The sequence below is a fragment of the Enterobacter chuandaensis genome (assembly GCF_039718975.1).
Lineage (GTDB): Bacteria > Pseudomonadota > Gammaproteobacteria > Enterobacterales > Enterobacteriaceae > Enterobacter > Enterobacter chuandaensis.
Map to the genome: position 1 here is coordinate 3,343,950 of NZ_CP097173.1, position 12,645 is coordinate 3,356,594.

At 54.8% G+C, this 12,645-nt stretch carries 8 protein-coding genes; all 8 read right to left on the reverse strand.

Annotated elements, in window-relative coordinates:
- Window positions 1-23: 23 nt before the first annotated feature.
- Window positions 24-1,103, reverse strand: coding sequence for a type VI secretion system baseplate subunit TssG (tssG, locus tag MX657_RS16170; protein ID WP_346806163.1), 1,080 nt, complete (start codon window positions 1,101-1,103; stop codon window positions 24-26).
- On the reverse strand, window positions 1,067-2,836 hold the full coding sequence (tssF, locus tag MX657_RS16175) for a type VI secretion system baseplate subunit TssF (RefSeq protein ID WP_346806164.1): 1,770 nt from the start codon (window positions 2,834-2,836) through the stop codon (window positions 1,067-1,069). The genes tssG and tssF overlap by 37 nt, the downstream gene beginning before the upstream one ends.
- 72 nt (window positions 2,837-2,908) lie before the next feature.
- Window positions 2,909-4,528: a type VI secretion system protein TssA gene (gene tssA, locus MX657_RS16180; protein ID WP_346806165.1), complete on the reverse strand. Its 1,620-nt coding sequence runs from the start codon at window positions 4,526-4,528 to the stop codon at window positions 2,909-2,911.
- A complete protein-coding gene (locus MX657_RS16185) occupies window positions 4,529-7,900 on the reverse strand; it encodes an ImcF-related family protein (RefSeq protein ID WP_346806166.1) in 3,372 nt (1,123 codons plus the stop codon).
- A 26-nt stretch (window positions 7,901-7,926) separates the two neighbouring features.
- On the reverse strand, window positions 7,927-9,087 hold the full coding sequence (locus tag MX657_RS16190) for a hypothetical protein (RefSeq protein ID WP_346806167.1): 1,161 nt from the start codon (window positions 9,085-9,087) through the stop codon (window positions 7,927-7,929).
- Window positions 9,088-9,089: 2 nt separating this feature from the next.
- A complete protein-coding gene (locus tag MX657_RS16195) occupies window positions 9,090-9,347 on the reverse strand; it encodes a PAAR domain-containing protein (protein ID WP_071704081.1) in 258 nt (85 codons plus the stop codon).
- Window positions 9,348-9,533: 186 nt separating this feature from the next.
- Window positions 9,534-10,283 carry a hypothetical protein gene (locus MX657_RS16200; RefSeq protein ID WP_346806168.1) on the reverse strand — a complete coding sequence of 250 codons (750 nt, stop codon included), beginning with the start codon at window positions 10,281-10,283 and terminating at the stop codon, window positions 9,534-9,536.
- A 24-nt stretch (window positions 10,284-10,307) separates the two neighbouring features.
- A complete protein-coding gene (locus MX657_RS16205; RefSeq protein WP_346806169.1) occupies window positions 10,308-12,635 on the reverse strand; it encodes a hypothetical protein in 2,328 nt (775 codons plus the stop codon).
- Between the last annotated feature and the right edge of the window lie 10 nt (window positions 12,636-12,645).

Sequence of the window (12,645 nt, forward strand, 5' to 3'; positions counted from 1 at the left end):
TGAATGTGGTATGTATCTGAATATCAGTCGAAGCGATAGCCGCCGGGTTGTGCCGGCCGCAGAGTCTCACAGGTGAGCCCCTTATAGATACCCAGGCTCACAGTCAGATGCGTACGGGTCGTGGGACGGTCCCGCTTCAGTCCCAGCACGCCGGTGCGGCCCAGCTGTACCCAACTTGTCTTACCCAGACGGGGTTCAGGCAGACAGCTTACCGGTACCGTGAGGCGAAGGCGTACATCGGAACGATAACCCATGTACACCCGCAGCAGCACCATCAGGTCGGTGTGTATCTGGCCGCCGGGCAACCAGTCCAGTGCCTCTTGCGGGTTGTCGGTTGCGAGCATCAGCAGGATACGACTACAGGCCTCTTTCCCGGTCCTACCGAGCGTGGCACGCTGTGTCAGTGAAACCCGGTTTTCTTTACCGAGCCCGCTGCGATTCTCTGTGGGGACTTTCACCGGATCCGGGCTGATAACCGTGGCACGGGTTTCCGGGGCCAGCAGACTCACCAGCTGATGTATCCCTTCGGCATTGCGCGTTGGCAAACGCATGGTGCCGAGCAACGCCAGGAAGCGGGAGACCGGCGTGGCTACCTGTTCTGCAGTGCCTGGGATACCGAGACCAACTAGCCCCAGCAGACACTGAGAAGTCTCATCCACCCCGCCTGCTTCAAAGGTTGCAGGGTAGGCATATTTGCGCCAAATGCGGTAGTACTGGGTATGGATGCGATGGCTGAAGATATCAAGAAACGCGGTGGTGGCTTCATGCCCTTCCCGGCGTTGGGCGATATCATCGAGATATGCCGTCGGCAGTGGGGAGTCAACCCCGTACAGCCCAAGAAAAGTGGTGCGTACCGTCGGCGACAGATCAGGGTTGTCCTCGTCGGTTTCGACCGCCTTCAGTTCACTGACCGGGAACCCCATGCCCGGCCACGGTCGAAAACGCACCGGGTCGGCAGAGATTTTCTCGGTACTGCCGAGCTTCGGTGCATCCGGATTTTCCTGCTCCAGCAACTGACAGAAACGATAGAAATTAACCCGCCAGATATCGTCGCGAAGCCGCTCCGTCAGCCCGGAATGTGCTGGCTGTGATTCTCTTTCCATCGCAGTCGTTTCCCTGTTGGTTGCAGCACCAGTGTGAGCTGATTAAAGAGGTGAACATCGGCATACAGGCCAAAGAAGCGGTGCAGCATTTCACCAAATAGAGTGACATCGCCCTCTCCGGCAAATTTGTCCGCGTTAAGAGTGATTTCGATATCGACCCCGCGCAGCATAAAGCCCTTCTCAAAGCGGCGGATAAGGACATGCTTCACCGCCACAATTGCCTCCAGACGGCGACGGTTCATCTCATCATCGGTCCAGTCATAGAGTGCCAGCGTGCCGCGCAGCACTTCCGGGTTATCCATCATGCTTAAAAAGCTTGAACCCAGATGGCTCATCACACGCCAGTGGAAGCGATCATTTGCCGGCGGATAGAGTGGCAAGGTCGGCACCTTCAGGTTCATGACCTGAACTGGTACCTTGCCCGCTTTCACCACTCTATCCAGCAGCGTACTCTCGAGTGACCGGCGCGGCAGCTGTCCGTTGGTGCCGGTGATGCGAATGGAGAGCGACTCCGGAGCATGCGACAGTTGTTCCATCTCGAATGACTTTCCGCCGAGGATAAGCCAGGTGTCATACAGACCAGAGGGGCCGCGCTTCACGCGGGTATGGAAGTAGCGCTCAGGTGCGTCATGGCGCATCATACCGCCGCGGTGGCGGAAACTTGTGAACGGTACGTACGGATGCTTACCATTCTTCACCGCACCGAAAATGGAGTCCACGCTGTAGATTTCTGTATGCCCGTCCTGAACGCGCATCGGGCGCAGCAGGTATTCGTTCTGCAGCGGGTCAGGCGTCAGCGGGTCCGCTTCAAGTGAGAACAGGTTAATGACCGGCGCACAGTGCAGGCGGAAATTATCGGTCTCAAACGGCATGTCTGACGGCCAGCCGCCGTCGAGTACGATATCGGTCTCAAACCAGGTGGTTTTCTGACTCAGTCCGGCAAGCTCCAGACCTTTCAGCTCCACAAACATAAACTTCTCGCGGAAGCTGAAATACTCCAGCAGCAGCTGGTAGCCACTGAATGCAGAATCCCCTTTCGGCCACAGGCGATCAGCATCATCAAAGCCCATCGGCTTGCACCAGCCGTCAAAGCGGACCCGTTCAGTACGGGTTTCAGCGTGACGGACGTACATCGCCTGTACCCGTCGGGTCAGCGCCAAATGCAATGCCGAGGCCACAGGGCTGTCGGCATCAAGATAAATGGCGACCTTATCAATTCCGGCTTTAGACCAGTCCACCTTGTCCGGGCACTCAAAGCGCAGGCTAACGGCAGCCCGACCATCCGGCTCGATTTGCAGACGCGCCTCGGCCAGGTGCAGCGGCTGCAACGGTACATCACGGGTGGTGCGATACTGGCAGACCGTGTTATCGGGACCAACCGGGCGCGACAGTACGGAAAAGCCATTTTCCAGCACTTCCATTTTGCGAAGCTGACGCCAGTCCGGCGTGAAAGCCACCACGGAGAGCGATGGGATGGTGCGCATGTAATGCGGCCACAGCAGGCTCACAAGCCCTTCGGTCAGCTCCGGCAGGTCATCATCAAGCTTTTCACGCAGGCGGCCCATCAGGAAGGCGAAGCCCTCGAACAGGCGCTCCACATACGGGTCGCGAGCCCCGGTTTTATCCAGGTTGAGCATGGCTGCGCGGTCGGGGTGGGCACGGGCAAACTCTTTACCGGCTTCGCGCAGGTAGCGTAATTCGGCTTCGTAGTAGCGAAGGGTTAAATCATCCATGTAGGGAGATCCTGAATGTAGAAATCATCAAAAAAGAGACGTCATCAGTACAATGACCAGAAAATGCAGAATCTATCCGCACAGCACCATCGCACGTGCAGGATCGAGGGCGATCAGCGCGGCCAGGAGACTGTCCATTTCTGGAGCAAAACGGGCTTTGTCGCTCTCGCTGCGTCCGGCCTTCAGACGCAACAACCGAAGACGGCGGGCCTGTACATCAAACAACAGCCCGGGTTCCCACTCATTCAGAGTCAGTTGTGGGGCGCTCCCGGTAAGCTCACCCAACAAGTGCAGCGCAAGCTCATTACGCCCGTACTGCTCAGCCACCCGAGCCATAACTAAACGGAGTAACCAGCGACTGCGGGGAGAGACCATTTCTGGACGATTCTGAAGCCAGATCAGCGCAGCCTCCGGGCCATCACGATCGCCTTTTTCCATGGCCTCCACTTCCAGCGCAAATATGTCATCCGTCTGTCCTCCATTTACCACCGCAGGCTCATCAGCAAACCCTGGTATTTCATCGTTGACTTTTTCATTTATCCAGTTCAGCGTCACCTCATCGGCCAGCGGGGTACCATCGTTCCAGGCAAGTGTCTCCAGTCCTGGGAGACGTTTCAGTAACAGCCTCAGGTCGCTGAGTATGTACTCCGCCCAGAGCTCCCACGACCCGCCCGCCCGGCTCAGACCCTGCCACAGATACCACTGCAAATCGAGCCAGAAGCGGTTACCGCCTTCGGTGAACATTACATCCACCTGCTCTACCAGTTCAGTCCAGCTTTGTTGCAGGTACAGGCGTTTAAGCTGAGCTCGGTATTCTGCCTTCGGCGGCAGCAGACGCGTCCTGCCGCTCGCATCCAGTGCTGGCAGTTGCATCACCAGGTCCCAGCGGGCGGCCTTCATCATCCGGTGGGCGGCAAGCCAGCCCTGCGGCTGATCAACAACCCAGCCGGACAGCACGCGCAACTGGCGTACCAGCTCAACTTCCGATTTGACGATAGCGGCTTCCGGAACAGCAGCACCCAATGTCGGTCTGCTGTGAATGATTTCACCTGTATGGTCCTGGCATGATGAAGCAACCGGAGTATCCAGCCCGCCGCTACCTGCAATGCGGGTTTCCAGCGTACGCAGCAAGCCAGTAAACGCAGGGCGTTCCGCCTCCGGCAAGGTTCCCAGCGCGTACTCCAGCAGGCACAGCGCCGCCGCCGTTCTGGCGGTCTCTTCCCGCGTCACGTCCGGCCAGCGCGAGAATGCATCCAGCATTTTCTCACTGTTCAGCCAGTCGAGTGCAGTCAGTCTTGCAGTGCTTCGCTGCGGATGACAGTATCCCCCGGTCTGGCTGAGCATGGCAGTGAGGAGCAGGATGCCATCAGTCAGCCCGATATCGCCGTCAAGCTGCAGACGGGCAAAAGCATACCAGGTCACCACCCGGATATCCCGGGCTTGTCGGGTAAGAATACTTTCCGCCAGGCGGCACAGCACCCCGGTATCGGTGCCGGAAAGCTTGTTGATTTCCTCACGCATCAGCTGGAAATCATCCTCATAGGTTGGGTCATCCCCGGCTCCATGACCGGTCGTGAGAGGTGTCAACCACGGCGACCACCGGGAGAGACTTTCGCGGGTCTGTGCAAGCAGCACAGCACGCTGGGCTGCATCCGGAAGACACAGAGTCAGGAGTGTTTCTGCAGTCGCCATTCATTCGTCTCCGGCAAGAGTGGGCGTGCGGTCAACTTCACCCAATGTAAAGATGGTCTGCGGCAGGCTGAAGCCCTGCAGTTCGAGTAGCGCCAGCGGCCCGTCACCAAGCTCGCTGCGCATGATAAATTTCAGAGGATTACCGTCCGGGGTGATCCACACCAGTTGGGTACGACTGCTGTCGAGCGGGGTGATCAGCGCCTTATCGAGCAGACGAATAAACCCCCAGTTGCCCTGGCTGCTGTTATAGAGACGCATCTCAGAACTGGTTGAGCGCCAGCTCAAGTCGACTCCCGGATAGTACGTGTTACCAGGCCAGGTGAAACTCTGCCAGCTTTCCATCTGGTTGAAGTAATCGAGTTTCTGGCCATCGAGCGTCAATTGGGTGCGGGCCACATCGCGTGACGGTCGGGCCATCAGTTCGAAATGAACCCCGGCATCGCCCTGAGCAAAAACGATATCCGAGATATCGGCAAGCTTGTTGATGGCGGCAAGAAACGCCGGACTGATGCTCATTCCCTGACTGGCAGCCGGATCCACCACCCAGTGGTTGCCTTCCTGATGCAGCATGCCGCCGAGGTTAGTTTTGATAAATGCCGCTATACGCCCGGAGTCGCTGCGCAGGAACTGGGCCAGCAACGGCAGAGAGGCATCGCTGCCGGTGGCCTTAAACGGATAGCGTCCGGCAAATGCGGTGTTCCACTGCGAAACAATGGTGCTCTGCCAGCGGGTATTCAGGCTACCTGCGGCAGGAGCCAGCACCTGACGCCAGGCCAGGTCGAGCGGCTGCACAAACAGCGCCTGCCCGAAGCCGTTCCACTCCTGCCCGAGACTTGCCGCCACCAGAGAGCCATAGTCACGGGTATCAGTCAGGTCAATGGCTTTCCCCTGGAAGACGGTCTGAGCCAGCATTTGCGCCATCGCCTGCGGATCAGGGGCACTGGTCACCTGCTGAAGCTTGAGACGAACCTGGGTCACACGGGCAAGCCAGGACTGGAAGCTGAGGTTACCATTTGAGCCGGCACCGTCCTTGCCGGCCATCAGACCCGTGAGCGGACCAAACACGCCGTCCAGCGGCCCTTTGGGCCCCTGCGCCTGCTCGATAAACTGTTTTACGTTCTTCTTACGCCCCACTAATTTTTTCGCCGAGTCCACCAGGGTGTCAGCCAGGGCTTCACCTTTGGCTCCGGTCTGCCCCTGCCAGGCAAGCGTATTCATCAGCGCCACCAGAGGTGACTGACGCACATCTGCCAGCAGATTCAACTGGGCAATGGCTTCGGAGAGCGAGGCAGCTTCATGCCACTGAATGCTGTTGGCCATATTGAGCCAGGCGTTGCCAAAATCGGTGAAATAGCGCTCCGTCAGGCGCTGTTTCAGGGATTCGGGTGACACATCACTACCTGGCTGATGGCTTTTGTCGGTCAGCACCCAGTCGATTTCATCACGTCGGGTCTTCACCACCTCATCAATTGCATCCCCTACCTGCTCTTCCCACGCCTGACGCGTAAACATCCCTGGCACCACTTCTTCAGAAGAAAACAGGGATGACGCGTCCGTGTCACCGGTCATGTCAGATAGAGTTAAATCCGGCCAGTTACGGGCAATGCGTCCGAGCATCTCCTGGTACAGACCGGATTCGGCGTTACGCTGACCAATCTGTTTGAGTAAAATTTGGCGCACCGTACCCACCAGTTCGCGGTCAGGGGTAATTTTCCACTCCGGGTGTGCCGGCAGGTTCTGCGCCCAGAAGCCGAGCAGCTTCGGCGCCTGGGTCTGCCACACGCTGTCCGGCACGCCGCTGCGGTGCGGCCAGGCTTTCAGCATATTGCCTGCCAACCACTCCGCATCAGCTTTGTCTGGACGGGCCAGCATCAGGTAGCCTTTAAGCAGGCCGTAGGTCTTCTGAGTGGCTGACGTGCGTGCGGTGCTTGCTGGTGGCAACTGCACAAAAGCATTAAGCTGGCGGTGAAGTTCGTCTGCCAGCGCATCGCGCATCAGCTGCTGGTTGTTACGGGCGTATAATGGCCAGAGCATCTTCAGCGTGTCGCTGTCCTGGTTCAGGCCAAAGCGGGTGTACCACGGCGCACCGTGCACTTCACGGTTCTGCAGACGGGCAATGGTCTGCTGCAGTGCTAACTGGTTACGCAGGCGCTCCGGAAGAGGCTGTTTAGTGTCAGCGGCAACCCGGGCCGTATCCTGGGCCAGCCAGATTTGGGTGCGGTTGACGGAAAGAGACAGTAGCGTACCCGACCCCCAGAGCAGTACCAGACCGAGCAGTACCAGGCGCAGCACCTTTTGCCAGTGGAAACCGATTTTACGGGCATGCACCTGCAGGCTGTCGTTTTCGAGCGCCTGCCATACCGGTGGTGAAAGGCGCGCATGCGGCACCGTTTCGGTCCCTGGCAATGCCGGACTGAACATCACCCCACGCAGACGGTATGGGGCTGGCCCTGACATCAGCGTGGTCAGTAGCGGGATCAGGGAGCGTCGCAACGAGCCGCGCAGAGCTTTCGACAGGTTCAACAGCCAGTGGTGCTGTGAGTTCTCCAGCAGCGCTGCCACGCCGGGCGTCTGCAATTCTGACGACAGTGTGGTGAGTGTCTCGCGGGTCTCTTCCGTTGTTGCGCCAGAACCAAATAACGCGCCGGTTGGGGGGACACCCTTCCCGTCCTGAGACCATGAACCTTCCCGAACAAGCCACAGCCAGACCGGTAGCTGCCAGCCCAGCAGGGTATCTGTTTTCTGACGTACACGCACCAGCGTGTCCTGCTTAGCCGTATCGGGCAGTGCAGCCGCATTCATCACCTGCACCACGCCATCCAGCGGACGTTGTGGGCGCACGTCTTTCAGGACAGACAGGAACTCATCATCGGGCACGCTCTCCGCCAGACCGCCGTAAATAAGCACAATCCCGTCACTCTCCTGCCAGTGATCGCGCTTAAGACCTGGCACCACCTTTTCGATATCTTTATCACTGCCCTGTACCAGCAGCAGGCGCACTTTTGCCTTCCAGCGACGACGGTAGCGCAGACGCAGGTGATCGACCAGCACCTCAGCCACAAATCGGGAGGTGTCCGCGTCAGTATGCTTTGCCTCAGGCTGGGATGCAGCAGCCTGCTGTCCGGAGGCGACCACATCCAGCTTTCCCTGCTTCTCACCGTTCTTCGTGAATACAGTTTCAAGTACCCAACCGATGATCAGTGCTGCCAGTATTAACAGTAGGCTGATGATCACTATGCCGGTCGTACTGAACGGCCCGATGTTGAAGGTGTCCCTAACCCACTCCGGCCAGAACCAGAGTGCGCCGCCAATGAGGCAGACAGATAATGCGCCCAGGAGCAGCGCAAGCAGTAAGGTGGATGCGATTTTCATAACGGAGGAGAGCAATCCCTTGAAAGTTATTCTGGTGTGACAATACAGAGTTGTCGGTTGTCTTCAGACAGTTCCGTGACAATAAGCTGCGCTTGACTGTCATTCAGGCACTGGCGGGTTGCCAGCTGTAACGCCTGCCAGGGAGCGGCAACGCCCGCAAACCCGACAACCGTATCAATATGGGTAATTTTATCGGCTTTAAGCCCCGGGGCATGTGCCTCCCGGGCCTTGCTGAAGATATCGCCGGAGGCCATCTGACCACCGCTGGTCCAGGCCTGCTTCAGTGCAGTTCTTTCCTGTCCTGACCACATCATGACGCGCTCAAATGCCCGATCGAGATTGCCATCGCGACAGATCTGCGGTCGGTGGACCCTGACCGACACATCCGGGATGGCCTTCAGGCGGCAGTTGGTCAGCAGTAACATGGAAATGGCCTCGCCACTGTCCTCTGGCGGGTGTTCGTAAAGCTGAGCGCTGACCACCAGTAACGCAGCAGCACGGTCATAATGGCAGTCCAGCCAGTAGTCCAGGATTTCCAGCCCCGTCAGGTCGCGAATGCGCACCAGCGGATGAGACACGCTTTTTTGCAGGAGCGATGGCAGTGTCGAAAACTGTTCACCGGTATCCACCGCCAGATAACAGCTCAGCGTCGACGGGAGCAACGACACCAGATTCTGGACATGGGCGATTACCTCCTGAAAATAATGCGCCTCCCGGTCAGCCATCTCTCCGGTGGCGCCCAGCGCCCGGTGACGAACCGGATTGCCACCATTAACGGGCTCACAGGGCATCATCAGGGGTTTTTTAGCTAACACAGCCTCGTGCGTCACTGGACTGGCAGACCCCAGCCCGTTAATCAGGACTTCACCGATGAGCCAGGCAAAGCGTTGTCCACGAGCAACATCTGCGCGGTACCAGGCGGCGGCCGTGGCGTTTTTCCTTTCACAACGTTCACGGAGGAGTGTGTAACCAAAATAACGCCCGACAACCAGCAGACCCCACAACACGACAGGCAGCGCTGTTACCAGCCCCCAGAACGCTGCACCTGAGCGCTCGCCCTTCCATAACAGGAAAGTGGCCGTAACCCCTGCCAGCAACATCACAATGCCCTGGAGCAGCCAGCGTTTAAAACGCGGACGGGGCGGCAGTTTTTCCTGCGCGGGGATACGTTCTAGTTCAACTGGCACGTTTACCCCACCAGTGCATTAGGCAGTGAGCTGATAAGCGTACAACCACAGCCACACTTATGGCCGTGGAAAGCCACAGGCACACCGCGATCGCGATAATTTGGGTTACCTTCGACGATGGTGGTATCACCATGCTCAGGGCAGGAAACACGGTCACCTTTACGGGCCACACCGATATCACCGAAAAACATGGTTGTTGAACAGGACAACACTGCACCACCATGAGTGGTTTTGTCGCCGAGACGGATTATCCCTTGCATATTTATCCTTTAAGTTAGTAATATCCGTTTGTAGGTACATATTCTGATGGTCATCCCAATCAATCGACTGTCAGAACGTCAGTTCTTTGTAAAATCATTTTGGTTTGACATTCACAAATTGATGTTTTTTCATTGAGAGAAATTTCACTTTTCTCGAAACCTTTAACCTTGCCGCAGATTTTATTCTTATCGTTCAGTAACAACATCGTAACGCGAGGTCTGCGTATTGATCTTATAATTAACGCTCACATCAGGCCCAGTACTGTAACAATTCAATCGAATTTGAGAGCCATCACTTTCTATATTTTGAAAAATAGACGTCATATACGTTCCAAATTCACAGCCATTCATCTGCGGGTTGATGACCTGTATTAACTTACCACTTTTCTTATCGATAACATTTACTTTATTAATTACAATGCCATCTGTACTCGCTTCATAAACACCAATGAAACCATGTTGTTTAGTCTGACCCCAAAATGGAATATCCAATGTCTTGGCACTTCCATTTATAACACCATCACTAACTTCAACAGTCTCCTTTAAATTTACTTTTAAAGTTGACCGTTCATTGTGCCACTCTCCAAGAAAACCAGTAGAATTCCGTGTTAGATTGAAAGGGCATTTTGAGACTTCAAACCCCTCTCCTTGAACAATATACTTTTCGAAACTTTCATCGCTGACAGCCTCACATAATACAATTGAACTTGATTCGTTTACGCCATATAGAGGAATGGGTGACCTGTGGTTATCGTAATAGTAGCTCCCCTCTACATTTACCTTCCCCCCAAAGTCATAAAACTGAAGAGACAAATGCACGGGATATTTCCCGATATAACCTTCATAATTCCTTACGACATATGGCATGTATGCAGCTTGAATTGAAGCACTCAGGAATAGTGTACAAAAACAAAAAGCAACTTTAATTTTAGTCATCGTTCCTCCTCGATTTTGAATCAATTAAAACGCATCAGCAAAGACGTTAGTTGATTTGATTTTTTCAAAATGTCCGCGTCGTTTTTCATAGCTAGTTGTATGAAGATTCACTTTTGCCGTGATTTTATCTACTACTGCTCCCGTATCACCCTGATCAGCAAGTTCATAAAGTTTTTCACGGAGCCAGAAGTAAACAGCAGAGCGTACGCAATAGGTCCCTTTCTCAAGCATTGATGGATTGTTTATAAAATCAACATCGGTGCCCCAGTTCTTTTTATAGTAATCGGAAAACCCCTGGTAATTTACTTTTCCTGTTAGATGAATACCACCTCTACCTCGGTATGTACTTCCATCACCTGACGAAACACTTCCATTCCCTAATCTGTTAGCATAAACTCTATCAGCAATAGCAATCTCATTTGCATGTTTCGTGATTTTTCCATTGACTTTTGTATATGAGTATTCCTTTGCTTCTACAGGATGAGTTCTAAAATAACTAAAATTAGCCTTAAGCCCCTCTTCGCTGTAATTAAGGCCCTCGACAGGACTTGCAGCACTGCCCATCTCCTCTCTTAATTGAGCAAAAAAGTGGTTAACTCTCAAAATGGTATCCAATTTATATTCACTTGCATGAGTATTAATCTCATCCGCAATATCCTGAAGGAATGAGGACTTCGTAGGTGATTTTAAGCCATTGAACACTTTATAAAGCATATTCACTGTTATATGAATAGTACGTTTATCTGCAATGGCGTTCAAAAAAATCACCGGATGCATATGCCAGACAGACTTACCACTGCTGAATCCGTCCACCTTGCTCATCCATTCCATATCATCAAACCACTGTCTGACATAGCTGATACACAGCGGATCCAGCTGCTTTAAAAACGTTCTCCACCGGTGATGGCTGCTGCCGCCAAACCATTCGCTGTCGTGTCTGACCACCATCCGCGCCGCGATATCCCTGACATCCAGCTCCGCGTAATTCACCGCCTGACGCAGCTCTTCGCCGGAAAGGTCACCACTGTTATCGCTGTCCATTTTTCGCAGAATAGCTTTGTAGTAATCCGACACCTGTTTTTCCCGGATACCGCGCTCAGGGCGTACCCACTCTGCCATTCTGGTGAAACCGTCCTTGATCCACCCCTCACGCAGGGATTTCGTCATATCAGACGTGGACGGCTCTTCAAATGCTTTAAAGCCCAGTTTATCCAGGTCGTACTGCCCGATATCCGCATCGACATCGTCTTCGCTTACCCAGGCCCCGTCCCCGATATCAAACCAGCGCTTGCCGTTGCTGTCTTTGAACGGATGGCATTTTTCCTGCGGCATAATTTTGTGAATATCTTTCTTCACCTGTCCTCTGGTCCGGGTGAAGGTATCGCCGGAACGGCTATAAATGAAGCTTTCCGGGTGGATATAAACGTATTTCGGGCCGCTCTTCACCTGTGCCTTATTGCCCAGAAAATCGACCATCCGGCTGTCGGTGCTGAGCACTTCAATGTGTACGAACGCACTTTTCTCCACCCCGTGCATGTCACAGGGAGCAATGTCTTCCGCCAGGTAGCCCACAGCATCGCCTGCTGCAACCTCCAGTCTGGTTGCAGGTGTAGCGACGGCATCAAATGTCCCCTGCGCTACAGCCTGCTGCATCCAGGCTGGCAGGTGTGCCCTCTGTTCACCGGCAGGTGTCATGTATTGCGGGTCAAGCGACACCCAGAACGCCATGCCGGTCATTTCGGATTTGCTGTTCAGCATCCGGGCAAGACCGAACGTCTGTTTCTGTCCCTTCAGATCAAAGGTGATCTCACGCAGCACAATGACGCTGTCGCCCGTTTTCAGCTTATTCTTCGCAACCGGCGCCTTATCTCCGTCTTTTTCCTTGCCGGTATATTCACGCTGACTCAGCCCGTCACCCTTCTCAGTGACCTGATACAGGCTGTGCTCTGGGAAGGCAGACAGCGGAGCAAGCCCGATATAGAGCGAGTAAAAATCGAGGCTGTTGTCCTTTTTTTCGGGATCGGGGGTACAGGTAGATTTGACCAGCACAAACGTACTGGAATACTGCAGCGGGTTATTGATGTATTTACCGGTCAGATAGTCCTGATTAATGCGCCAGGCCACCACTTCGCCGCCCGCCATAAACTGAAGCGGCACCGCCGTGTCTGCCGTCTCGTTTGTCAGCACAGAACCCGGGGCACTCTTACGGGTGATGTGGATCCCGCCATGCCACATGTTATTCGTTCCGGCCAGCCAGGAGCCATGAGGCTCCTGTAAGAGCGGCTGCATCATGTCATCCACGGTGGCGTAGTTATCGCCATTCGCTTTTCGGGCAGGAAAACAGATTTTCATTCCGGTCATC

Bases quoted from the DNA above. Each gene is read 5' to 3' on its own strand.
- tssG (WP_346806163.1), bottom strand. From the start codon at position 1,103: ATGGAAAGAGAATCACAGCCAGCACATTCCGGGCTGACGGAGCGGCTT.
- tssF (WP_346806164.1), bottom strand. From the start codon at position 2,836: ATGGATGATTTAACCCTTCGCTACTACGAAGCCGAATTACGCTACCTG.
- tssA (WP_346806165.1), bottom strand. From the start codon at position 4,528: ATGGCGACTGCAGAAACACTCCTGACTCTGTGTCTTCCGGATGCAGCC.
- MX657_RS16185 (WP_346806166.1), bottom strand. From the start codon at position 7,900: ATGAAAATCGCATCCACCTTACTGCTTGCGCTGCTCCTGGGCGCATTA.
- MX657_RS16195 (WP_071704081.1), bottom strand. From the start codon at position 9,347: ATGCAAGGGATAATCCGTCTCGGCGACAAAACCACTCATGGTGGTGCA.
- MX657_RS16200 (WP_346806168.1), bottom strand. From the start codon at position 10,283: ATGACTAAAATTAAAGTTGCTTTTTGTTTTTGTACACTATTCCTGAGT.
- MX657_RS16205 (WP_346806169.1), bottom strand. From the start codon at position 12,635: ATGAAAATCTGTTTTCCTGCCCGAAAAGCGAATGGCGATAACTACGCC.